Origin of the sequence: Halomonas citrativorans, from assembly GCF_900163645.1 — a bacterium.
Taxonomy (GTDB): Bacteria; Pseudomonadota; Gammaproteobacteria; order Pseudomonadales; family Halomonadaceae; genus Vreelandella; species Vreelandella citrativorans.
This window is the reverse complement of the sequence record NZ_FUKM01000005.1, coordinates 1-23,922: the sequence shown is the minus strand read 5'-3', so window position 1 is coordinate 23,922 and position 23,922 is coordinate 1. Positions and strand designations below refer to the sequence as shown.

Genomic DNA, 23,922 nt, shown 5'->3' with positions numbered 1-23,922 from the left:
TTGAAGTCCTGATCCCCAGTAACTCCCAACTGATCCTTATCGACCAACAGCTGCAAATGGCTTTTGGTGTGCAGTCTATTGACCGATAAGCCCCGAAGAACGATGAAGCATCATTCAATGCACGTAGCAGGCCACTGATTGTCGATCGTGGGCTACCATATCTGTTTTATTCAAGGCGATTGGCTGATCCCGACGGTATGGGACAAGTTTCAGCGCCATTTCAAGGCTTGCGGCTACGCCTGCAGTGTCCTGTCGCTGCCAGCGCCCGGCGAGCAAGGCTGGTACCGAGTTCTGCATGGTAAAGATGTTAGGTCATCGTCCCTTGGGCGTCTCGTGGATTTTTACGCGAAGCAGATTGCAGCCTTCCCGGTGCCGCCTATTCTGATTGGCCATGCGATGGGCGGGTTGATCGTTCAGCTTTTGCTGGACCGTGGTCTGGGGGTGGCTGGTATCGCAATCGCCCCGCGTCCACCCCAGTGCGTCTTCCCTGGTATTCGTTCGCTACTGCAGATACTTACGGCGAGAGCTGAGCGGCTCGAGGGCATGCGTTTTCTGCGCATGACGCCTGCGCAATTCTCTCGCCGCGTAGGGCATCCGGCATCCCGGCAGACAACCGACCCGTTATATGAAAAGTTTGTTGGTAGAGTCCCGCAAATACTGATGACTACGGTAGCATTAGGGGTGGGTAGCAGGTTGCTCTTCGACCAAGAGCGCGGGCCCTTATTACTGATTTCCGGTGGCGACGATCGTATGGTTGCCAGTTCTGTGGTTTTAGCTAATTATTGCTATCAGAGACAGTCGTTGGCGCCGACAGATTACATCTCGTTTCCCGGATATGGGCATCTGCTTATTACGCAGCTGGGTTGGGAGCGCGTCGCTGACCGAATCATTGAATGGCTTCAGCAACAATTGGGCTGGTTTTGATGCCGCCCACCGACTGTAGTACTCAATACAAAGACGCATGCTTTAGGTACATTCCTTGCGAACTTTCGTAATTTTGTTGCTGAATCTCGTGCTTGGCTACCTTGCGTGCTCAAGTGCAGCGGCGCGCATCTCGGACGAAATGGACCATCGTCGTTGGACTACCAGCGACCAGGGCCCCAGTTCTGTAGGAGCGCTTGCGCAAACCGCTGATGGGTACCTGTGGCTGGGAACTCATGATTCCTTGTATCGCTTCGATGGTTTTGACTTCGAGAAATTCGAGCCTGCTGACGGTGAGCCGCTGGGCGTGGTCTCGGCGCTTCTAAGCACTACCGACGGCCTGTGGGTGGGTTTTCGTGCCGGTGGAGCCCGTTTAATCAGCACGAACGGTGTGATTCAACCGGTTGACCCAGGCCTTCCGGGCGGGGTGGTGTACGACATGGCCGAGGACCCGCAAGGGCATGTATGGGCCGCGACGGGTGGTGGGCTTGCCCGTCATGATGGCACGGGTTGGCATTTGGCTGGCAAGGAAACGGGCTTTCTCGACCGCCATGCCCGAGCGGTGCACGTGGATGCAGATGGTTATGTTTGGGCTGCGAGTGAAGAGGCAATATATATGCTTCCCCCTGGGGCATCGGCGTTCACGGAGATTGGCATCAAGAGCCAATCGATCAGTGAAATAGTATCTTCCTCTGCAGGTGATATATGGATAACGGATCGTGCCAGAAACCACCTATTGCGTCTGAAAAAAACAGGCCATGTCGGCATTAAAGTGGAAGAGATACCGGCATCACGCTCGGTGAGTATCGTTCTGGACGAGCAGGGCGACGCTTGGCTGGGCACCCTGGGATCTGGCGTGCATTACCTGGCTGCCGGGCAGCGGCCCAGCTCTGCCGAGGATCAGGATACAATCACTTCATACACCACTCACGATGGACTCAGCTCCGATAATATATTGGCGCAGCTTATCGACCGTGATGGCACCCTTTGGGTGGGTACTGATGCGGGCCTGGATCGACTCAAGCGTACAACAATGCCTCCCCTTGCTCTGCCTGTCGAGGCGGGCAGTCACGCATTGGCAGTGAGCGGTGATGGTTCATTATGGATCGGCTCCGGCAACGGCCAACTGATGGGTCTCCGGGGCGACAGCCGTTCCACTTTTGAGTTGGACATGCCGATCACCACATTGGTAAACAGTCAGCAACACGGCTTGTTGATTGGCGGGGACCGGGGGATTTTCTCGCTTACAGATGACGGACCGATGCGCATCGCACCATTACCTGTTGAATCCGCCAGCGAGGCTGCCGTAAGGGCGATGACGGTAGGGAAGGATGGCGATATATGGGTCTCCGTCAACCGAGTGGGGCTTTTCGTCTGGGCTGATCAACAATGGCGATACATTGAGTCAGTCAGTGATTCTGAACGGCAGGTGATGCCTGTCAGCGCCTCCCGAGACCTGGCGGGCAAGCTGTGGTTCGGCTACCGGGATAATCTTCTAGTGTCCTTCGATGATCAGGAAATCGAACGCTGGGGTGATGAGGAAGGGCTGAATATCGGACATGTGACCGCCATGCTGCATTTGCCTGGGCGCACTTGGGTAGGTGGCCAGCACGGCTTGGCGTATCTCAAGGATGGACGCTTTCATCGGCTGGATCTGCCAGCTGCTGGGCCATTTCAGAGTATCTACGGGTTAGTCGCTGTACCGGCTGAGAAAAATGCCAGCGAATCCGGGATGGATATCTGGGTACACAGTCGCGGAGGTATCTTCAAACTGCCAGCAGAAGAGATCGAGCGGGTAATAGCCGATGGCGACACGCTCTTGTACAGCTCGCATGATCACATTGGTCAGCTACCCATGGATCCATACAAGGTATTACCATTGCCCACTGCGGCCTACACGCCCGAAGGTTTGCTATGGTTCGCTACCGAAAGCGGGGTCGTCCGTGTTGATCCTTACCAACTAAGGGGTATGGCACAATCTCCCGTCGTCATGATCAAGTCGCTGACAGCCGATGGAGCCGAACTTGATATCTCCGCCGCCACCGTTCGGTTATCAGCTGTTCCGAAAAAGCTGATTATTACCTATTCAGCATTGAACCTCGCCGCACCAGAGACGATGCGCTTTCAATACCGGCTCAATGGTCATGATGCTGAATGGGTCGACGCTGGGCGCTCCAGGCAAGCGGTGTTTCCACGCCTGCGCCCGGGTAATTACGAATTTCAGGTTCGTGCGCTTGGCGAGAATGAGAGTTTCATTCTTCCTGATGCGGCTTTAGCGGTCGTCATTCCTCAGGTTTTCTATCTGCGCCCAGGATTCCTGCTGGTCTTTTCAGGAACGTTGCTGGCGCTCGCGCTCTGGATGTCCCGCCTTTATACGCGACGTGAAAAGGCAGCCCTCCGGACACGCCTGGAAGAGCGCTTTCAGGAGCGCGAGCGCATCGCGCGCGAGCTGCATGACACGTTGCTGCAAAGCGTGCAGGGGATGATGCTTAGCTTTCAGGCGGTCGCCGACAGTCTGCCTAGAGAATCTCGTGCTCATCAATCGATGGAGCGGGCGCTGGACCGGGCCGAACAGGTGATTGCTGAGGGCCGCGACAGGATCACAGGTCTACGCGGCCAGATGGCACCCACGGAAGATCTGGCCGTTGCATTTCAAGCGTTACCGCTGGATGTAGGCCCTCCGTCTTCAGTTGCCTACAGCGCTAGCAATATGGGTGAACCGGTGCCGCTGCGGAATGACGTTCGCGATGCTTTCTATCAGGTGGGCAGAGAAGCGGTTTTAAATGCACTTCGTCATGCCCAGGCGAGTCAGGTTGCCGTTAGCTTCAAATACGCTGCGGGCACGTTTGAAATGTTGGTTGTTGATGACGGGATGGGCATTGAACCACTTTACCAGAGAATGCAGGGCCGGCCTGAACATGGCGGTCTGAGGGGCATGTATGAGCGCGCCGAGAGAATTGGCGCAACGCTTGCGATCATCAGCAATGCCAGAAACGGTACGCGGGTCAGCCTTTCGCTACCTGGCTCCGTTGCCTATGAACATGCAGTCTATAGTAAACAAAACCGCTCCAGCAGTGCAGGATAAAGCTATGGTTGTTCACAAGAAACCCATCACCGTGTTGATCGTGGATGACCATGCGCTGATACGCGAGGGAATTTCGGCGGTAGTGGGCGGTTACGAGGACATCAGCGTGGTCGGCGAAGCCTCCAATGGGCTGGAGGCGATCCGGCTATACCGAGCTTCTCAGCCAGACGTTACGCTCATGGATGTTCAGATGCCTGAGCTCAACGGCCTTGGTGCCATTAGCGCTATCATGTCGGAGTTTCCGCAAGCATGTATCGCTGTACTCACCACCTACCGAGGCGATGTAAGGGCGTTACAAGCAATCAAGGCGGGGGCGAGAGGCTATCTTTTGAAAAGCACGCTACGCCATGAACTGATTGAAACCATACGCAATCTGGCCGCGGGCAAACAACGCTTTCCGCCGGAGATTGCGGCGGAGTTGGCGGCCCATATTGATCAGGACGGTCTCACTCGCCGTGAGGTTCAGGTGCTGCAACATGTCGCCGAAGGGTTGTCGAACAAGGAGACGGCTGTTGCATTAGCAATAGGTGAAGATACCGTCAAAGGGCATCTGAGAAATATCATGGATAAGCTGGGAGCCTATAATCGGACGCATGCGGTCACTATTGGCCTCCAGCGAGGGATCATCGAGCTTCCGCAATAAATAGTTCGCCCCCCACTTTAGTGTTGGTAAATGCTCCCCTGTTTAGGGCTGTGTCGGGCTCGGCCACACTGCTAACCTGGGTATCCCATGGTAGCGAGCTGAGCACGCCACCAAGTTCTGACCCCGGCCAAGGAGCGAGAGCTATGAACGGGAGTGTTAGCACAGGTTACTCATTGGACAACACCGCCTTCAGTGGTTCTGACCGCTTAAAACAGGCTAAGCAACTGTTGACGTTGCTGATGGAAACGGAGCGAGCCCTTCACCATAATTCCGACATCGCTTCGACGTATCTTAATGAGGCGATCGCTTTGCTGGCAATCGACAGTCAGGGTGGGCCTTCGCCGCATAGAAATAGGGGAGGATTGGCACGCTGGCAGATATCGCGTATTGACGAATTCATAAATGAACATCTCGACCAGTGCATACGGACGACCGAACTTGCTTTATTGCTGGGTTTGAGCGTAAGTCATTTTTCGCATGTGTTCAAACAGACGACCGGAATGACTCCGCTAATGTATGTGACCACCAAGCGTGTGGAGGCAGCGCGGCAATACATGCTATGTTCAATACATTCCTTGAGCGATATTGCGCTTAGCCACGGATTTTGCGACCAGTCCCACTTTTGCCGCGTGTTCAGGCGCGAAACCGGCTTGTCTCCGCAAACCTGGCGAAAGTTACATACTGAAAATCCCCCTGCGGATTATCTAGACCCGTCCTTGGGTTCGGCCAAAGCCCTAGCGGAACAGCCAGCCGGCCACGAGGCGAACTACCCTCGGCATGATTAAGTAGACGACGAGTGCAACGATGGTCGCGGCGGTAATTCCATGGCGAACACCCCACACGGATATCTCAGGAATTATGTTGAATAGCGGCTGATACAACGCTGGAACTATGATAGTTAGAGGCCATATCACAGCGGTCGTTATGAGCCATTGTTTCCATCTAGTCGGCTGCTTAGCTTTCGAGGCCGGGGGTGTGAACCAGAAATCAATTCCACTTTTGATTTCCAGTTGTTCATCAGAAGCGAGCGCGGAAACAATGGATGATAACAACTCCTTTCGGATGTTTGAGCTCAGCCATGCTTCTGCGGCGGAGTTGCTGGTAAATCGCACGGCAATTTCAAAGGTGTCATTCCCTTCCGAGGGGCGAAGTATGTGAACACCTGAATGACCCGGAAATTCAGCTGCTGCGGCAATTATTTGCTTTAACCAAGTCTCATAACGTTCTCTGAATTCCGGGCGGACGGTATGCTTAATAATGATCGATCTGCCGTCGTTGTAATGCACACTGGGTACAGATTCTGCTGCTTTATCATTCATGGTGGTTCTCCGTGATGCGTGCGATAGTCATGGGGGCAATTATTCTTACGTCCGTGAGGGCGTGGTCTGGTTGAGCTTCAGGCTTTGTGATGTGTGTCATTTATCCACCACGGTTAAGGCAGCTATGGTGGGTGCAAGAGTTCATTGCTCAAATTCCATGAGGGGTTTCTTGCTTGACGGATTTGCATGCGTATTGATTTCGAATTGCAACGCCAATAACCAGTAACGCAGCGATGCCCTCGATGGGTAGTATTAGAGGGGAGAAAAGAAGCACGATTGCTGTTAATAACAATATGTAGCGCCCAGCTCCTTCCAGTTCAAATCGTTCTCTTATCACCCAAAGTCCGAACAAATATCCACTGATAGCAACGGCTATGGTGTATAAACCCACTGATGTGGATAAACTTGAATAGCCGGTGACCACCTCTATCAGTACCGCGACACCCACACCAACGGCTGCCCCAGACATATAGATCAATAGATGGCCGTACCCCCATAGCAATGCTAGCGACAAACGTGGGTGTGCAACGTGCTCTTTTTGTGAGAAATAAACCCACCACAGTGCAAACACCAGGACCAAAGAAGAGATGGCAATGCCAATTAATTCCTTGCCCATGTTGTCGCTTGCAACTCGTTGAATGGCTAGGCTGCCAGCCAGAAGTGTTTCACCCAGCACAATAATATTTAGCAAGCCATACCTTTCAATGAGATGACGTCGATGCCAAGGAGTGGTGTTGTTGCTCTCCGCGTATGCCGGAACTATTAATTCGAACAAGGCACCGACAGCATAAAAACCTACCAATAGATTGACTGCTATCGGCTGGGCGAGCATCAATCCCACCCAATAAACCTGAACAATTGCGATGCCGACTGCATACCGGTAGGCCGTCAGTCGACGCTCCGGATCATGCCTTGCCGCCCTCAACCAAAAGCAAACCATTGCAAGGCGCATTACGACAAAACCTGCGACGATCATGTCTATGTTATTTGTCTGAAAGAATCTATCGATACCTGCGGCCATAATAAGCGAGCCTGCCATCGCCACTATTGTTAATACTCTATGCAGACTGTCATTGTTGTCATAAGCAGAGGCGTACCAAGTGAAGTTCATCCACGCCCACCAAATGGCAAAGAAAGACGCTGAGAACTTCAGCACGCCCTCCGTTATGTGGAAAGCTAAAATGGCATGATGAAGACCTGACGCAGCGGAGGCGACCGCAATGACCGAAACCAGATCAAATAGCAGCTCAAGCGGTGTTGCCCCTCGGTGAGGTTCCGCAGGATCTCTGGGAACAAGAGGTAAAATGCCAAGCCTGATGAGTATGGGGTTAATTTCCATTAGTACCAGTCACCGAATAAATGCGTGGATTAAGGCAGACGATGCAAAGGGAAGAAGCGATGTAGTCGTGCCAAATAATAGAATCGACCAGTGCATAAACGGAGCTGGGCTTCCTCGGTATGCTTGAAGAAAGTTATTGGCCCAACATTATTTTCATTTTTGCCAACGATATCCTTAGGACGGTTCTTTGAGCGTTCTCAGGGTATCAATCGAAGGGCGCGCATAAGGCTTTGGAGGCAAGATAAACAAACTGAACCGCGCTGGCTTGTACAAACGCCCGATAGATTGCACGCGAATCCGGTTGGAGGGCCACTGGGCGTTAGCGCGACACTGTAGTGTCCAATCCTTGTGTAAGGCGATTGGCCATGAAGCATTTCAGCGAAGAACAGATCAGGGTTTTCTGAGCGAAGCAGGAGCGTGACTGCCCATCAAGGAGCTATGCCGTCGGCACGGAATAGGGGCCTCTTCTGATGGATATGGGCAGCTTTGCAGTGTTCATTGCATAATATAATATGCAGAAAAGTGGTCTACTATGGTAGCGCCGGGTACGGTTAATAGCGCTTGAGCGATATATGAGGTGCATGGCGGGTCGAAACCTCTTTGCGCGAGTCGGCGCGACCATTTCAAAGGACATTACGATGAATGTACCTGCCAATTCGTCTTTCTCCAAGTGGTACCGCGAGGGCCAAGAAGCGTCCTATGTACGTACAAGAAAATCCCCAGGCGGTATCCTTGATCTGCTTGAGGTGGCTCGCCCAGCCGGAGATATGTCTCGCCCAGCTCTACCGGAACTTGTCCTGTATCAGGATCTGCTTGGTGGCAGTCGTGTTAGCGGCGACTCGGGAGGCGGGTATTACAATGTCGCGAGTGAAAAGGGCTTTTTCTATCTCTCTGCGCCGAGCTTTGCTAATAAGGCGGTGGTCGACTCCAGTCATCAGCTTCGTAGCTTGTCCTTTCCTGTAGCTCACTGGCAGAAAGTGCTCGATGAAGCCACCGACGGGCGACTCTCCATGGAATGCCTGCAGCTCTACGGAGGGCCGTTTCACTCGCTGGCCATCCAGTCAGCGCTCCGGAGTCTGTGGCTTTTATGTGATGAGGAGGGCACGCCGTCGCGTCTGCTGGCTCAGGCTGCAGGCTGCGAAATCATGGCCGAGCTGTGCCGCAAGGGCGGGACTCCGTTCGAGTCGGCAAGCGGTGGTCTTGCCCCGTGGGCAGAGAAGCGTTGTCTGGAATTGATGCGGACGCGGCTTTCGGAAGATATCTGCCTCAACGAGTTGGCAGCTGAGGCGAGGCTCTCACCTTTTCATTTCGCACGCATGTTCAAGCAGAGCGTCGGTGTTCCGCCACGTGCCTACCTGACGCGACTTAGAGTGGAGAAAGCCTGTGAACTCCTAGAGCTGACGGATCTTTCGGTTACTGAGATCGCCCAAGATGTCGGGTACTCGTCGAATCAGGTTCTCGCTCGGATTTTTATCAAGTATCGGCACATGAGCCCAACAGACTACCGTCGGGCCGTTCGACGGTAGACTCTGTCGAGATTTTTGCCCGACCGACCTAGGCGTTCGCGCCTCCGTCCACGGTAAGGGTGCTACCTGTCACCATGTTTGCGGAAGGGCTTGCAAGAAACACGACCGCGTCCGCAATTTCTCGCGGCTCAGCATAGCGCCCGATCGAAGAAAGGCTTCGCTGGAAATCAGCACCTTCACCATCGGCCGGGTTCGCCTCGGTATTGGTCGATCCTGGTAGAACAAGATTTACCGTAATGCCTTGCGGGCCAAGTTCGCGCGACAGGCCGCGCGTAAAAGAGAGCAGCGCAGACTTCGACATCGCGTAAGCCGTTACACCTGGAAAAGGGACGCTTTCTGCCAAGGCCGACCCGATTGAGATGATGCGACCACCTTTGGGCAAGTGCGGTATGGCGGCCTGTGCGGCAACAAACGGTCCGCGCACGTTCACGTCCATCATCATCTGGAATTCCGCAAGGTCGACTTGCGCGACCGGTCCGGCAAGTCCGACGGCTGCACTATTAACCAGAATGTCGAGGCCGCCAAGCGTTTCGACAGCTTCGCTGACGGCCCGTTTGATGGCTTCCGGATCGGCACTGTCGGCCTGAATGGAAAATCCACGGCGGCCCAGTTTCGTGATCGAAGTGACGACGCTGTCCGCGCGCTTGGTCGAGTTTTGATACGTGATCGCGACGTCCGCGCCGCTTTCGGCCAATGCCAGCGCAATCGCTGCACCGATGCCGCGGGATCCGCCAGTGACGAGCGCGCGCTTGCCCTTGAGATTAGGCATGCTTCATTCCTTTTTTTGAGATGAGTGTAGAAGGCCCGCATTCGGGCTCGGGAAAAACGGCTTTCAGATATCGGAGAGGAAGGCGGCCAAGGCGCCATCTGTTGGGCGTGGTGAGCAATTCACTTGGCCCCGTAGTAGCCCCCGTAATATTTGATGGGAGACCAGTCAGGCAGAATGTCGGGCAGGACCGGTGCGAGGGTACTGAAGTCTTCGGCTCCAAACACCACCCGGCCGTCCAAGACCGTCAGGACGGAGGTTACGTGCTTGATCTCATCTTCCGGCACGCTGAAGTAATCCCTGTCCAGCAGAGCGAAGTCAGCCAGGTTGCCTGGGGCAATCCTGCCCATTTCGGCCTCTGCGTCTGTAAACCACGCAGCACCCCGAGTAAACAGGTTCAACGCCTCGACACGGGAAAGACGATTGTGTTCAGCAAGAACTTCAGTGCCGGAAACCGCTTTTCCCGAGACCACCCAACTGACAGCGACCCAAGGGTTGAATGAGCTGGCACGGAACCCGTCGGTCGTCATGGCCAGGGGGATCCTACTATCGACGAGCGCACGAAGACGTGGCGTTTCCAGAGCTTTCTCCCGGCTGTAGGTCTTGATGAAAGCATCGCCGTGCATCGCCATTTTGGGATCAAGGGCAATTCCGCCGCCAAGGTTTTTGACTCTTATAATATTCTCAGGGCTGATCGTTTCGGCGTGCTCGATGCTCCACTTCAGGCCATCTAGCGGTGTGGTTTCGTTCATCTTCTCCATGGCATCAAGGAACGGCGTGATGTTTTCGTTGTAACTGATATGCATGCGGAACGGAATTCGCCGCTGAACCAGTTTGGCAATATCCTGCTCGACGTGCCGATGAATCCGTTCCGGATCGAGAAGGACTGCCGGGAGGTCGAAATTCTCGTGATCATGCACTTCCGTATCCAGTGCCTTGGCGCCTCGAAATACATGGCCGTGTGCCATGGATGGGTTCAGGCTTTGTCCGGGACTCATAGGTGAGATTGCCGTAATGGCATTAATTTCTGCATCGACCATGCTGGAACTGCCCCATTGCATGTCCACGAAGGACAGGCGCAGATTGAAACGATTTTCGCGCATGAGCATTTCTGCTGTGACATGGGCGTCGGGATAGCCCCTGCTGCCACAATCAAACACCGAGGTCACGCCGAAACGGTTCAAACCGTGGACTGTGTAGATCAACGAGCTCAGTTGTTCCTCGAACGTAGGCTGGGGCACCAGCGCTTCCAAGGCTACAAAGCCGAACGTGTCGCCATGCAAAACACCTGTGTAATTTCCCTTGTCGTCCTGCTCAAACTCAATGACCTGGAGGTCAGGGAAGCGATCCGTCCCCACGCCCAATGCCTCCATCGCTAATTCATTCATAAAGGCGTGGTTGTAGGCGTATTGCACTTGCAGAGGGCGGTTAGGCACCGCCTCGCGTAGCTCCTCCATGGTGGGGAAGCGATTTTCTTCGAACTGGTAGGGTGACCAGCCTCCAATCACCTTGACCCAATGCCCCTCTGGCGTTCGTTCTGCCTGCTCGCTCAGCATGGACAGCGCTCGGTTAAGCGTAGGCACCCCGTCCCACCTGACATTGTAGGTGTAGTTGGCTTCATTCAGGAGGTGCATATGGGCATCATTTATGCTCGGGATCAGTCTGCGACCGCCAGCGTCGATGATCTGGGTGCTGGCGTTTTTCAGACCAAGAATGTCAGTATCGATGCCGACCGAATAGATGCGACCTTTCTTGACCGCGAACGCAGACGCTTCGGGCTGTGCGAGATTGCCGGTGAAAATATTCGCATTGAATACGATCAGGTCTGCGCCGGGAGCCTCTTGCGTGAACTGTGTGTTTCCGCTGGAAACGGAAGGAGTCGTCGGTGTTGCGACCGGTAGTGTTTTGGTCATCTTCAGTACCCTCTCGAAAAAAGCGTTGCGCAGCGCAGCCAGATCGGCCTTAGTGCCACATGGTTTCAGCCTGATTAATCTAGCAAGCGTTTAAACGGAGTGCGGCGCGGAAGCTGCGGTTCAGTTGCCGATCTTGCGGTCAATAGCAGTGCGGTAGCGTCCTTTTGATCTCTTCGAAGATCTGATGGGTGCTGCTGACCCCCTCGCCGATCTATTACGAGGATGCCTACCGTCGTACTGACACTTCCCTGTTATCGGCCATTCAACCGGCGGGGAAGAGGTCGCTCGCTATGTCGCCTAGGCCGAGTTCGGCCGTGTAGCCAAGGCCGTGCTGATCGGCACCGTTCCCCCGTGATGGTCAAGTCCGACACGAACCCTGATGGTATTCCGATGGAGGTTTTCGACGAATTTCGCGAGGCGCTGTCTCGGAACCGCGCGCAATTCTACAAAGGTATCCAGCACATGTTGTGCAGTTGCGGCTAACAGGACTTCCACGCATCAAATCGCAAGATCGGCACCGTCTCAGCAGAATCGGCGACGTAGAGCACGACAGCGCTCGCTAGAATTCTCATCACTGTCTAATGCTGTTCGGGCATCGCGGAACCCATTCACAGTTGATCTTCATCGACCAACAGCCGCACAGGACTTTCGGTGTGCAGTCTATTGATCAACCGACGCTGAAGAGCAATAGCACCTCTAAATCCGGAGAAAACTCATGAACACGATTACTCAAGCTAAGTCGCTTGCTGCAATAATTGCGCTCACCGCTAGTATGACCGCCACGTCCATTTTAACTGTCACCCCTGCCGCAGCTCAGTCGATTAGTGACGCGCAGTCTGAAGCCTCACTTTCGGTTGTCATGGAATTCCTGTCCAATACCGCGCCTGATAAAGTTGAAGCTGCTGCAGAGAGATTGGTCGCTCCAGACGCAACCTACATTTCTCTGAACGTTGACAATCCGGAACTCCAGAAAATCATACCTTGGACCGGCACAAACTATGGCCCGAGGGCCTTCAGCGGCTTATTCTTACAGCTCGCGGATTACTGGGAGACTGAAGACTTTACCATCACTGATCAAATTGCCTCCGGCGAGGACGTCGCGATTTTCGGTAGGTTCACTTATCGGTCCTTAGAGCTAGACCATGTGTTCACATCACCGTTTTCCATCCACGCTAAGGTCCGTGACGGAAAGATGACGTATTTCCAGTTCATGGAAGATACCTATGCTTCTGCCAGTTCGTTCCGGCAGTCTGGCTCGTGGACTGTGAAAACACCTGAGGAAACAGCCCCCTTTACCGTGGGTGCGGAGTAACGACTTAGGGATAGGCTGGTTGGTGCTTTTGCCGAGATCGTTCAGCCCCTCAAATGCTGGGGGGCATCGGCCACTCGCCGGATAGGATGCTGCAGGGCACACGTATCACACAATCATCCCAAGCCAAGATTGTCGTCCAATCATAAGCAGGGGTGGATTGCGATAGTTAATAGCCGTTTCACGACATCCATCCTATTTGTCAAAGGTGAACCTAATGCAGAACCCTAAGCTTGAAGTCCTTACGCCCAGCAATTCACAGTTGATCTTCATCGACCAACAGCCGCAGATGGCTTTTGGTGTGCAGTCGATTGACCGCCAAGCGCTGAAGAACAATGTCGTTGGCTTGGCCAAGGCCGCGAAAGTGTTCGGCATCCCGACGATCATTACAACCGTCGAGACCGAAAGCTTTTCGGGTCACACTTACCCTGAACTGCTGGAAGTGTTCCCTGATGCTCCCATCCTCGAACGTACGTCGATGAACTCCTGGGATGACCAAAAAGTACGCGATTCGCTCAAGCAAAACGGGCGAAACAAAGTCATCGTTTCGGGTCTTTGGACGGAAGTCTGCAATACCACGTTCGCCCTCTCGGCGATGCACGATGCCGGGTACGAAATCTATATGGTGGCTGACGCTTCCGGTGGCACCAGCCTAGCGGCCCATGATTACTCGATGCAGCGGATGATCCAGGCAGGGGTAGTGCCGGTAACCTGGCAGCAGGTTTTGCTAGAGTGGCAGCGTGACTGGAAAAACAGGGATACCTACGACGAGGTGATGGCTGTGGTGCAAGAGTATTCCGGCGCTTATGGCATGGGTGTTGATTACGCCTACACCATGGTGCATAAGGCCGATGAGCGGGTAAAGCACGGCCCTACACTGGCTCCCGTTCACGCTGAAATTTAGGCCGTTATGGGGCGGCTCTGGCCGCCCTTATGCGCGCGGCGGCTTGAACTACAACCTTAAACTGCGCTGGGACGGCGTACGCTCGCTGGCCGATCCACCAAGGGGAGGGAGGCCCGGTCGTGCGCCATTTCCTGACTTTTAATCATCCTAATGCAGGCAGAGCATAGGGTCGTATTCAAAGGGCTAAGTACTTCAAAGGCATAAGTACTTCAAAGGCATAAGTACTAAGCTGAGTAATGCTCTTAAGTACTATAGAAACAAATGCTGAGCTGTTTAGCGTGTAATACAGAAAGGAGAAGGCAATGTCCGGTGCACCTGAAGCCTCATTTACCATTGAACATGAAACCAGCGATACCAAGGGCTACTATAGGGTCGAGCTCAATGGTGCTAAAGCAGAAATGACCTATTCGAAAGCAGGTGATGCGATGATTATCATTGATAGCACCGAAGTGCCTGATGTCATGCGCGGACAAAAAGTGGGTGCTGCGTTAGTGTCTCAAGCGGTGGGAGATGCCCGTTCTGCGGGTAAGAAAATCATGCCGTTATGCCCATTTGCGAAAGCACAGTTTGCACGCCACTCGGAGTGGCACGATGTGTTGTTCTAAGGTACGCGTCAAATTTTCTTGTCTCTCATTTCTGGAGAAAACCTATGAGTTGGATGCCTGATTTAGAGCCCAAATGCCCATCTGCCGGTAGTTTGAATGACATAGAAACACTGATTGTTCCCCGGGCTAGAGATCTGGGTGGTTTTGAGGTGCGCCGCGCACTGCCTGCCCCGAAACGGCAGATGGTGGGGCCGTTCATTTTTTTTGATCAGATGGGACCCGTTGAATTTCTTAAGGATGAAGGCATTGATGTTCGCCCACACCCCCATATTGGGCTAGCCACGGTGACTTATCTATATCAGGGTGAATTTCAGCACCGTGATAGCCTGGGCACTAACCAAATAATCCGTCCTGGCGCGGTTAATTGGATGGTGGCGGGCAATGGGGTCACCCATTCGGAGCGCACCAGGGCTATCACTCGTCAGAACAAGCACTCGGTGATGGGGATACAGACGTGGGTAGCGCTCCCTGAAGCTTATGAAGACAAGCCTGCCAGCTTTGAGCATCATGGCGAGGAGGCGCTACCGGTGTTGGAAGGCGAGGGCAAAGAAGTGCGCCTGATCCTGGGTACGGCCTGGGGAGAGCGAGCACCGGTACAAACCTTCTCTGAAATGTTTTATGCAGATGCGGTACTGCAGCCAGGTGCAAAGCTCCCATTGCCGGATGGCCATGAGGACCGTGGCATTTATGTCATGTCCGGCAGTGTCATTATTGCAGGGGAGTCATTTGATGCAGGCAGAATGATGGTGTTCCGTCCAGGCGACCCAATAACGGTTGTGGCGGGTGAAACCGGCACTCGACTGATGCTGCTCGGCGGTGAAACCCTGAATGGTCCCCGTTATATATCCTGGAACTTCGTTGCCTCTTCGCGAGAAAAGCTAGAGGCCGCCAAACAGGCTTGGATAGAAGCGGATTTCGAAAATGGCCGCTTTCGCCTCCCCCCTGGAGACGATGCTGAGTTCATTCCTTTTCCTGGAGAGCCTGCTAAATAAGGCCCCAAAGAAGCTGGCTGCCACAGGCAGTCAGCTTACTTCAAATAACTATTAGCCAGATATTGAACCAAGCCGTCCGCTTTTGAAGTCGTCAATCGCCTCAATTATTTCCGGCTTATTGTTTATCACAAAAGAGCCATGAGGATTATCCATACTCATGAACATTGATGTCAGGTCTTATGTCTTCTTCCCGTTAGGCCGCATCGCGTTGTCTACTGCATCTATATCCGCGATTAGTCTCTGTGCCTCCTGGTAATACGCTGTACCTTCCGCTCACGCGGATAAAGGTGCGCATTGCGAGTATTTGGTTCATTAGCGCTATATCCCTAATAACCCGGCCAATGAAACTACGTAATTTAGAAACGGCAGCATACGCTCGTTTGAATTTATGCCAAGATCAAGTTGAGAATTTATGCCAGGTTGCTTGAGAATCAGGCTATAAGTGTCTGTTTTCGCGTTGCGCTTATGTCAAGTTTTGTTGAGAACGACATTCCTAGCACTTTCCTTTCAACTTGTTTTTGCTTTGCCTTTGATCGGTCTTTTCTAAGCCGTTGCCGCTATGCGTTCCCATCGTTTTTAAGGTGAAGGTAGAGTGGATCGAACTCGCCAGCTTGCTGCAGCTTGTCCCAGTCAGGTATGGTCATCCGGCTTTTTTCGGTGATGATCAAGCCATCTGCGCGTAGTGCCTGAAAAACGCGGTTTACGTGGACGGGCGTCATCCCTGTCGCATCTGCTATTTCTGCTTGGGTCGTGGGCATATAGAACGTGTTCCCCTCAGTCAGGCCCACTGTCTTTAAGCGCACCATTAATTCACAAATAATATGCGCGATGCGGGAGTAGGCCTCGCGTTGTCCAATATTTAACAGCCATTCACGGAAAATAGAGGCATACACAAGTGTCTCGCGCCAGAAAGCAGCGACAAGCCTGGGATAGCGCTCGCAGAGTTGATGCAGATCTTTATGCTGAATGAAGCCGAGCTTGCAGGGGCTGATAGAGGCAATGTTAATATCTATTACCCTCAAGTGAAGGCTTTGCAGGTCGGGTATGTCGCCAGGAACATGGAGGGCCATGATTTGGCGTTTGCCTTCAATGGATACTTTATTGACGCACGTAAAGCCCTCAATCATCAAGCAGCACTGGTTTGGCTGGTCTCCCACTTTAACGATGTCCTGATTGCTCTTAATTTCTTTTGTGTGAATCGGTAGTTCCATCAGCGCCTGCTTCTCTTCACCAGTAAGCACGAAAATATTTTCTAGTTTGCGGATCATGATTTGATTGGGCGAGAAGGGCGCGGTGGCCATGTTTGGCTCCGAGGTTTGTAGAAATAATGAAGCTGTATGCAACATTACCTGCGCTTGTTTGGTGATGTAGCTCTGGCCTCAGCATGCTCCACGCTAGGGGAAATGGCTAGGCTACATGGTCAAGCTCTACTGACTGGGGGCATGTAAAAAATTACATGTTGGTGGCAGGGATTTTCATTAGCGACGCCAGGCTGGTGTGCTGGCCTTGCAGCAAATCGGCCAGCGTATATTGATCCAGAACGCCCAAAAAGGCGTCTAATGCATCGTTAAGGATAGGCTTTAAGCGGCATGCGGGTGTAATGATGCAGGCGTTATCGTCTCGAAAGCACTCGACGAGCGCCATTTCCTGCTCGGTATCTCTCACCAACGCCCCTAATCGGATGTGTTCGGGTGCCCGGTTTAGCCAAAGCCCGCCATGCTTGCCGCGGATGGCTTTGAGGTACTCTTTTTGATGTAGTTCCTGGACAATTTTCATCAAGTGATTGCGCGAGATCGAGAATGTCTCGGCAATTTCCGTGATTGTTGCGCGCTCTTCTCCCTTGGCTGCCAGGTAAATCAAAACGCGAATAGAGTAATCCGTGAAGCGGGTTAAGTGCATAGTTTGCCAAGTGAGGGCTAAACACCGCATTGTACGGTGTTTCAAAAGGATGGGGAATATTCAGCTACGGGCCTCGTTAATAGAAGGAAGGCGTTTATTATAGAAAGGGAGCGCTATTAATCATTTTTGCTCATCGTTAATGTCGTTAACATGGGGCAGGGTAATTGCCTGGCAGCCTGTATAGCATGGGTGGGGTGGATGGGGTGTTGGTGAAAAATCTGATCAGGGAGGTCATATGAACTACGAAATAGTGCTTAAGCGCGTCTATTCAGCGTTTGAAGAAGACGATGGAGCACGCGTCTTGGTTGACCGTTTATGGCCGCGTGGAAAAGAGCGCGCTTCGCTGGCGCTAACGGACTGGTACCGAGATGCTGCGCCTTCTTCATCTTTGAGGCGTGACTACCATCAAGACAAGATTAGTGAGGCCTCTTTTCAGGCGCGCTACCGTTTGGAATTAAAGGAATCTGATGACGCATTACTACCGCTGATGCGTTATGCCAGGCAAGGTAAACTGACGTTATTAACCGCCTCACGCCAGCTGGACCATTCACATTTGCCAATTCTGCGTGAAGCGGTGCTGGGCGCGCTGGATCTAGAAGACCGAGCCGACCAAGAGCCAGCTTCCTCACCGTGCTTCTTAAACAGTAGCTCTAAGGGCAGTGAGTAGCGAGGGGTGTTATTGCACCAGGCTGGCTATCGGGCGTAATTAACGCTTTGTTTGTTCGTCAATAAAACGCTGCATAATCGCCAGGGTTTCATTGCTGACATGGTGCTCCATGCCTTCAGCATCAATGCGCGCCGTATGATCATTAACGCCCAAGGCGCGTAAAAAATGTAGCACTATATCGTGCCGTGCCCGGGATGTTTCTGCCATTTTTTGGCCTTCCGCCGTTAGAAACAGGGAGCGGTAAGGCTTGCTGGTCACTAGCCCCAGCTCATTTAAGCGGCGGATCATCTTGGATACGGTTGCTTGACTCACCCCCATGCGGCTAGCGATGTCGGCGGCGCGCGCTTCTCCCCGATGGCTAATCAGGTCGCCAATCAGCTCAACATAATCTTCGATTAGCTCGGTTTCATGCGCGTTACGCACGGTTTCATATTGCCGTGTGTGCTCTTCAATGGGCGGCAATGCGTCATTGCAGTAACTTTTTTTCAAGCTTTTGGCGGTAGGGGGAAGCGCCTTATCGTTATCACTCATTGGCAGACTATATCGAGGTGAATGGAAAACTCTAATGGATCATGGTAGCGCATATTGTAGAATGATTGTTAGCCAAGGCTAAACTATTTGCACAATGCTTTTTTGTTGAGCTAAAGTTGTCTTTATAGCAATCCTATTTGCAACATGACGGGGTGCGTCCATGAGTCAACGAAAGGCATGGTTGACGATAAGTTTTGTGCTTGCGACGGCGGGTAGCGTTACGACGGCCACCGCTCAGGCGCTATCGCCGCCCATTAATGTTGTGGCGACGTTTACGATATTGGGCGATTTAGTGGCGCGTGTGGCAGGAGACGACGCCAACGTATCAGTGCTGAGCCCTGTTAATGCAGAGGTGCACGAGTGGGAGTTAACGCCCAATAATTTTGCCGCCCTGGAAGAAGCCGATATTGTGTTTTATAACGGCTATCAACTAGAGCAGTGGATGCGCCAGGTGGAAGCGACGACCCAAGACAACGTGCCGCTAGTCGCCGTTGCCGAAGCCTCAGAGTACCCCACTCAGCATATTGTGATTGGCGATATGCAGGGCGATGTCGACCCACATATGTGGACAGACCCGCGTGCGGCAATGGCTTATGTTCACGTGATAGCTAATGCGTTGGAAGACCTTCTGCCAGAGCAGGCAGAGGATATTCAGGCGCGTGCCGATAACGTCGTGGCAGAACTTCAAGACCTTCACTTGGAGCTTCAACAGACGCTAAGCGATATTCCGAAAGAGCGTCGTGTTTTGCTCTCAAGCGAAGCAGCATTTTTGTATTTCTCCGATGCTTATGGCTTTGAACATGACGGTATCTGGGGAAATAACGCCGAAACGGAAGGTTCGCCGCAGCAGTTAATGCGCATCATCGACTTGATTAACGCACGCCAGCCTGCGGCGCTTTTTTGGGAAAGCACAACGTCGGATCGTTACGTTAGTAGCCTTTCCAGAGATACGGGGATTCCCATAGCAGGCCCTTTATACGTGGATTCGTTAAGCGAGCCAGAGGGCGAGGCGGGAGACTATTTTGCCATGTTGAGGCATAACGCCGATTTGCTGCGCCAGTATTTAGCCGTTGAGTAGTACATCATGACAACCAGTTTACCGAGCACGATGGCAGCCATTGAAGTAACTGGGCTGTACGTTGCTTATCAGCGCCAAACCGTGCTGGAAGATATACACCTCACATTTCCCGCTGGGAAATGGACGGCCATTGTCGGACCTAACGGTGCCGGAAAATCGACACTTTTTCATGTGTTGACCGGCAGCATGAAGCCGCTGCAAGGCAGTGTAAAAGCCTTTGACGAGCCCATAGCAAAGCATCGTCGGGCGGGGCGTATCGCGTATATGGCTCAGCGCGAGGCGATTGAGTGGGATTTTCCTGTCTCGGTATGGGACACCGTCATGGGCGGGCGCTACGGACACATGCGCAGCGATGCGTTATGGCGCCGGCTATTGCCAGCTCGCTGGCATCACGCTCGGCATAGCGAAGCGGTCCACGAGGCCTTGGTGGCAGTCAATATGCTCGACTTGGCTGACCGACCTATTGGCGCGCTTTCCGGTGGTCAAAAAAAACGTGTGTTGCTAGCACGCGCACTAGCGCAGCAGGCCAGCATTTTGTTGTTAGATGAGCCACTGGCTGGCGTTGACCCGCCCAGCGAGAAGCTTATCTTGTCGGTACTTCGTCGCGAGCGTGAAGCGGGTAAAACCGTGATTATGGTCACACATGATATGCCCGGTGCTCGCCGCTATGTGGACCACGTCGTGCTGATTAATCGCTTTGTGCGGGGTACCGGTACGCCTGAAGAGATGCTAAGCGAAGCAAAACTGGCCGAACTTGCAGTGAGTTCAATTGAGCAAACGGTCAATGATCGCCAAATAATGCCAGTGGCTTCCAATAGTTCTGGGCAGGGGTAAGTTACGTGGTTGATAGCATATTAATGATTGAAGCGTTTAGCGATGCACTGGTAAATGGCTTAATCGCAGCGTTAATGGTGGTAGTTAACCTGCTACCTGACAGCGTTTCCGACGCCTTTCAGTATGCATTTATGCAAAGAGCGCTACTCACCTCGGTGCTGGTAGGCGCTATTTGTGGGATGCTTTCCTGTTATGTCGTGCTAAAGCGCTGGTCGCTGCTGGGTGATGCGATCTCTCACGCTGTGCTGCCGGGGGTAGCCATTGCGTATTTGCTTGGCTGGCCCTTCTTTGTAGGGGCGTTTATTACCGGGGCGCTGACCTCGGTAGGCATCGGGGCGATTGAAAGGAACACACGAATTAAAGCGGATGCTGCGATGGGGCTGATGTTTACCGCCTCCTTCGCCCTTGGTGTGGTCATTATCAGTAAACTGGCTTCCAGTACCCATCTGATGCACATTCTGTTTGGCAATGTACTGGGCGTTAAACACTCAGCATTAATGCTGACCTTTGTTGCCAGCATCATTGCCATTTTAACGGTATGGCTCGCTTATCGGCCCTTGTTGCTCTATGCCTTCGACCCCCAGCAGGCACAAGCATTGGGCTTTAATACGCAGATTATTCACTATGGCCTCATTCTTTTGCTGACGCTGACGATTGTTGCAAGTCTTGAAACTGTCGGCATTATTCTGGTCGTTGCCATGTTAATCACGCCAGGTGCGACAGCACATCTACTGACAGACCGCTTCACGATAATGCTGTTGATTTCGGTATCCATTGGCATATTGTCTGCGGTTATTGGGCTTTGGCTTTCGGTAGTATTTAACGTGGCATCGGGTGGCTCAATCGTGTTGGTGGCTTTCGCTTTCTTTATTTTGGCGCTGCTCTTTTCGCCCAAGCAGGGGATCGTGCCGCGCCAGTGGCGTCATTGGAAGATGGGATAACGGCTCGTTTACGAACAGAGCACCCGAGTCCGCCATGAGTTGGCCAAAAAGCAGTACGGCCAGTGATGCCATTGGCGGGGCTAGCAAACGTACAGAGATGCTTTTATTTGCCAAAACATTAGCAACAGCAGAGAAATAACTGATGGATGCTTTTTGTAAGCGCGCTATCTGCTAAAATTTGCACCCTTCGATATTAGGCTGCGTACGAAATGGTGGCTCTTGAGTGTGCCATCCGGCATTCGCTTGTTTTTCGTACACGTCCTAATCACCTTGTCATCGGTCTGGAAATCTTCATGAATGCAGTTATTCTTGCCGTGCTTGTCATGGTAGTGCTGTCTCTTGTGCGTGTCTCAGTTGTTTTTGCATTGGTTGTAGGTGCGCTGGTGGGTGGCCTGGTGGGCGGGCTTACGCTTGACCAAACACTAGAGGCCTTCAACAGCGGCGTTGGCGGAGGAGCGCAAGTAGCGCTAGCCTATGCAACGCTCGGTGCGTTTGCGGTTGCCATCTCTCGTTCTGGCTTGCCCGATATGCTGGCGAACCGATTGATTACCATGCTGGGCAAGGAGGCGACGGCCGCGCGTCAGGCTCGTGTGAAAACGCTGCTGCTCACCGCCATATTGTTAGTGGCTATTGCATCGCAAAACGTGATTCCGGTGCATATCGCGTTTATTCCGGTGCTGATTCCTCCACTGCTTACCCTTATGAATCGTCTGAAGTTGGATCGTCGAGCTGTTGCCTGTGCATTAACGTTCGGCCTAACCGCGCCTTACATGTTATTGCCCGTTGGGTTCGGCGCAATTTTCTTGAACGATATTTTGTTGGCTAACTTAAACAGCGCCGGTACGCCATTTGGCTTGGAGATTACGCGTGGCATGGTGCCGATGGCGATGGCCATTCCTGTTGGGGGTATGGCCATTGGCTTATTAGTGGCGCTGTTCTTTAGCTACCGCGGTAATCGCGAATATGCGGATAAAGAGTTGGCGGCGGCTCCTTATCAGCAGGATTCTACACCGGCAGAGCCTCACCTCTTTGGGTTGGTAATGTCTGGCGTTGCTATTGTGGCGGCGCTAGGCCTGCAGCTTTATAGCGGGTCGATGATTTTGGGTGGCCTGGTCGGGATTGGTTTGCTCTCCTTGGGCGGCATTTTTAAGTGGCGTGAAGCTGACGACCTGTTCACCAGTGGCATGCGGATGATGGCGCTGATCGGTTTTATCATGATCTCTGCGTCAGGTTTTGCCGAAGTGATGAAATCCACTGGCGATATCGATACGTTAGTGACGGGGGCTTTTGATATATTTGGTGATAACCGAGGTGTCGCAGCGTTAGTGATGTTGCTGGTAGGCCTTTTTATTACCCTGGGCATTGGATCATCATTCTCGACGATTCCGATTATTGCTGCGATCTTTGTACCCTTGGCGATGCAGTTTGGCTTTTCCCCCATGGCAACGGTGGCACTGGTGGGTACGGCGGCGGCATTGGGCGATGCAGGTTCACCAGCATCTGACTCGACGTTAGGGCCAACCTCAGGCCTAAACGTGGACGGTCAACACGACCACATCTGGGATAGCGTTGTACCGACATTTCTGCATTACAACCTGCCATTAATCGCCTTTGGCTGGCTGGCGGCCATGACGCTTTAATAGTGTTATATGACAGCAACCATTAAGCACTCAAAACGGTAATAGCAGTCACAACAAGGGCAGCCAATGGCTGCCCTTGTTGGTTTTAGCGCTTATGGCTGCCTCATTTATGGCTGTTTCGGGAAGTGAGCTTCAAAGGCGCTTAATAACCCGCGCAACAGAGAAAGCTCTTTTCGGCTTGGCTGGGCACGTGCAAAGAGCGCCTGAAGCTGCTCTTCGGTGCGCGCATGCGGCTGGGTAAGAAAACCACTTTGCTGCATCAAACGGCCCAAGTGGTCCTGGAAATACACAAACTGCTCGCGGCTGGGTGGGGTAGCGTCAAGAGGGCGCTGGTAAGTAAAGTCGTTACCGGCGCGTTTTCGCCAAGCGCGGTGGGTTTCGTAGGCGAGGATCTGTACGGCTTGAGAAAGGTTTAAAATACCGTATTCAGGGTTGGCCGGTATGCTGACTTGATGCGTGCAGCAGCGAATCTCGTCATTGGTTAAGCCCGAACGCTCACGGCCAAAAACGAGTGCGACGGGGGCATTGGCCGCGTTTAAAATAACCTGTTCGGCCATTTCATCCGGCTCATCAAAGTGGGGAAGTGGCAGGCTGCGTAATCTGGCGCTTGCACCAATCACTTGCACGCAATCCTGCACCGCTGCTTCAAGGCTAGTAACCACACGGGCGTTTTCCAGCACATCCGTCGCGCCCGCTGCCAATCGGGTGGCCTCTTCATCCGGGAAGCTTCGCGGATTAACCAATACCAGGTTGGTTAGTCCCATGGTTTTCATGGCGCGAGCGGCAGCGCCTATGTTGCCAGGGTGAAAGGTTTGCACGAGCACAATGCGAATATTGGAAAGCACGGTAATGATGACCTAAAAGCTGCCTAATAAAGGCGCTGATGGTACCACGCTTTAAAGCCGGGTACGCGTGGGCATTGCCCGGGGCGTTAAACGACAAAAACCCCGCACAATGAACTGACCCCAAAAACTTGGACAGTAAAACACTAAGCGGATAAGGCCTGAGTT

22 protein-coding genes are annotated in these 23,922 nt (G+C 53.0%); 14 read left to right on the top strand and 8 right to left on the bottom strand.

Annotated elements, in window-relative coordinates; translation table 11 throughout:
* Nucleotides 1-147: 147 nt before the first annotated feature.
* From CZ787_RS01710 to CZ787_RS01695, 4 genes are all read left to right on the top strand, one after another.
* A complete protein-coding gene (locus tag CZ787_RS01710) occupies nt 148-924 on the top strand; it encodes an alpha/beta hydrolase (protein ID WP_254908534.1) in 777 nt (258 codons plus the stop codon).
* Between the two features lie 55 nt (nt 925-979).
* Nucleotides 980-4,006, top strand: a complete 3,027-nt coding sequence (locus CZ787_RS01705) for a sensor histidine kinase (protein ID WP_087105602.1) — start codon at nt 980-982, stop codon at nt 4,004-4,006.
* Nucleotides 4,007-4,010: 4 nt separating this feature from the next.
* Nucleotides 4,011-4,649: a response regulator transcription factor gene (locus CZ787_RS01700; RefSeq protein WP_087105601.1), complete on the top strand. Its 639-nt coding sequence runs from the start codon at nt 4,011-4,013 to the stop codon at nt 4,647-4,649.
* Nucleotides 4,650-4,792: 143 nt separating this feature from the next.
* Nucleotides 4,793-5,434 (top strand): helix-turn-helix domain-containing protein, encoded by a 642-nt coding sequence (locus tag CZ787_RS01695; protein ID WP_087105600.1) that lies wholly within the window; start codon nt 4,793-4,795, stop codon nt 5,432-5,434.
* Here CZ787_RS01695 and CZ787_RS01690 read toward each other — a convergent pair.
* Nucleotides 5,384-5,968, bottom strand: a complete 585-nt coding sequence (locus CZ787_RS01690) for an antibiotic biosynthesis monooxygenase (RefSeq protein ID WP_087105599.1) — start codon at nt 5,966-5,968, stop codon at nt 5,384-5,386. The two genes, CZ787_RS01695 and CZ787_RS01690, sit on opposite strands and share 51 nt — an antisense overlap.
* Nucleotides 5,969-6,116: 148 nt before the next feature.
* Nucleotides 6,117-7,307, bottom strand: a complete 1,191-nt coding sequence (locus CZ787_RS01685; protein ID WP_087105598.1) for a low temperature requirement protein A — start codon at nt 7,305-7,307, stop codon at nt 6,117-6,119.
* Between the two features lie 638 nt (nt 7,308-7,945).
* Here CZ787_RS01685 and CZ787_RS01680 point away from each other — a divergent pair.
* Nucleotides 7,946-8,833, top strand: coding sequence for a helix-turn-helix domain-containing protein (locus CZ787_RS01680; RefSeq protein ID WP_087105673.1), 888 nt, complete (start codon nt 7,946-7,948; stop codon nt 8,831-8,833).
* A 28-nt stretch (nt 8,834-8,861) separates the two neighbouring features.
* On the opposite strand, the gene CZ787_RS01675 is transcribed toward CZ787_RS01680, so the two are convergent.
* Entirely contained in the window at nt 8,862-9,602 is a 741-nt protein-coding gene (locus CZ787_RS01675) for an SDR family NAD(P)-dependent oxidoreductase (protein WP_087105597.1), read from the bottom strand.
* A 119-nt stretch (nt 9,603-9,721) separates the two neighbouring features.
* The gene (locus tag CZ787_RS01670; protein WP_087105596.1) at nt 9,722-11,512 is read right to left on the bottom strand and encodes an amidohydrolase; all 1,791 of its coding nucleotides are present in this window, start codon (nt 11,510-11,512) and stop codon (nt 9,722-9,724) included.
* A 715-nt stretch (nt 11,513-12,227) separates the two neighbouring features.
* Here CZ787_RS01670 and CZ787_RS01660 point away from each other — a divergent pair.
* From CZ787_RS01660 to CZ787_RS01645, 4 genes are all read left to right on the top strand, one after another.
* Nucleotides 12,228-12,824 (top strand): nuclear transport factor 2 family protein, encoded by a 597-nt coding sequence (locus tag CZ787_RS01660; protein ID WP_217883828.1) that lies wholly within the window; start codon nt 12,228-12,230, stop codon nt 12,822-12,824.
* A gap of 214 nt (nt 12,825-13,038) precedes the next feature.
* Nucleotides 13,039-13,725 (top strand): hydrolase, encoded by a 687-nt coding sequence (locus CZ787_RS01655; protein ID WP_087105595.1) that lies wholly within the window; start codon nt 13,039-13,041, stop codon nt 13,723-13,725.
* A gap of 302 nt (nt 13,726-14,027) precedes the next feature.
* Entirely contained in the window at nt 14,028-14,330 is a 303-nt protein-coding gene (locus tag CZ787_RS01650; RefSeq protein WP_087105594.1) for a GNAT family N-acetyltransferase, read from the top strand.
* A gap of 44 nt (nt 14,331-14,374) precedes the next feature.
* Nucleotides 14,375-15,322 carry a pirin family protein gene (locus tag CZ787_RS01645; protein ID WP_087105593.1) on the top strand — a complete coding sequence of 316 codons (948 nt, stop codon included), beginning with the start codon at nt 14,375-14,377 and terminating at the stop codon, nt 15,320-15,322.
* A 557-nt stretch (nt 15,323-15,879) separates the two neighbouring features.
* Here the strand turns inward: CZ787_RS01645 and CZ787_RS01640 are convergent.
* Together CZ787_RS01640 and CZ787_RS01635 are read right to left on the bottom strand one after the other, a co-directional pair.
* Nucleotides 15,880-16,623, bottom strand: coding sequence for a Crp/Fnr family transcriptional regulator (locus tag CZ787_RS01640; protein WP_087105592.1), 744 nt, complete (start codon nt 16,621-16,623; stop codon nt 15,880-15,882).
* Between the two features lie 151 nt (nt 16,624-16,774).
* Nucleotides 16,775-17,221 carry an Rrf2 family transcriptional regulator gene (locus CZ787_RS01635; protein WP_087105591.1) on the bottom strand — a complete coding sequence of 149 codons (447 nt, stop codon included), beginning with the start codon at nt 17,219-17,221 and terminating at the stop codon, nt 16,775-16,777.
* A 235-nt stretch (nt 17,222-17,456) separates the two neighbouring features.
* Here CZ787_RS01635 and CZ787_RS01630 point away from each other — a divergent pair, with 235 nt between their 5' ends.
* Nucleotides 17,457-17,888, top strand: coding sequence for a DUF488 domain-containing protein (locus CZ787_RS01630; RefSeq protein ID WP_087105590.1), 432 nt, complete (start codon nt 17,457-17,459; stop codon nt 17,886-17,888).
* 39 nt (nt 17,889-17,927) lie between these two features.
* On the opposite strand, the gene mntR is transcribed toward CZ787_RS01630, so the two are convergent.
* Nucleotides 17,928-18,419, bottom strand: coding sequence for a manganese-binding transcriptional regulator MntR (gene mntR, locus CZ787_RS01625; RefSeq protein WP_087105589.1), 492 nt, complete (start codon nt 18,417-18,419; stop codon nt 17,928-17,930).
* Between the two features lie 160 nt (nt 18,420-18,579).
* Between mntR and CZ787_RS01620 the strand changes: the two genes are divergently transcribed.
* The 4 genes from CZ787_RS01620 to CZ787_RS01605 all read left to right on the top strand — a co-directional run bounded on the left by CZ787_RS01620 (nt 18,580) and on the right by CZ787_RS01605 (nt 22,912).
* Nucleotides 18,580-19,497 carry a metal ABC transporter solute-binding protein, Zn/Mn family gene (locus CZ787_RS01620; protein WP_087105588.1) on the top strand — a complete coding sequence of 306 codons (918 nt, stop codon included), beginning with the start codon at nt 18,580-18,582 and terminating at the stop codon, nt 19,495-19,497.
* A gap of 6 nt (nt 19,498-19,503) precedes the next feature.
* Entirely contained in the window at nt 19,504-20,331 is an 828-nt protein-coding gene (locus CZ787_RS01615) for a metal ABC transporter ATP-binding protein (protein WP_087105587.1), read from the top strand.
* Between the two features lie 23 nt (nt 20,332-20,354).
* Nucleotides 20,355-21,272, top strand: coding sequence for a metal ABC transporter permease (locus CZ787_RS01610; protein WP_087105671.1), 918 nt, complete (start codon nt 20,355-20,357; stop codon nt 21,270-21,272).
* Between the two features lie 293 nt (nt 21,273-21,565).
* Complete coding sequence (locus tag CZ787_RS01605) at nt 21,566-22,912, top strand: Na+/H+ antiporter family protein (protein ID WP_087105670.1); 1,347 nt, start codon at nt 21,566-21,568, stop codon at nt 22,910-22,912.
* A gap of 107 nt (nt 22,913-23,019) precedes the next feature.
* Here the strand turns inward: CZ787_RS01605 and CZ787_RS01600 are convergent, their stop codons facing one another.
* Nucleotides 23,020-23,757, bottom strand: coding sequence for an RNA methyltransferase (locus CZ787_RS01600; RefSeq protein ID WP_087105586.1), 738 nt, complete (start codon nt 23,755-23,757; stop codon nt 23,020-23,022).
* Between the last annotated feature and the right edge of the window lie 165 nt (nt 23,758-23,922).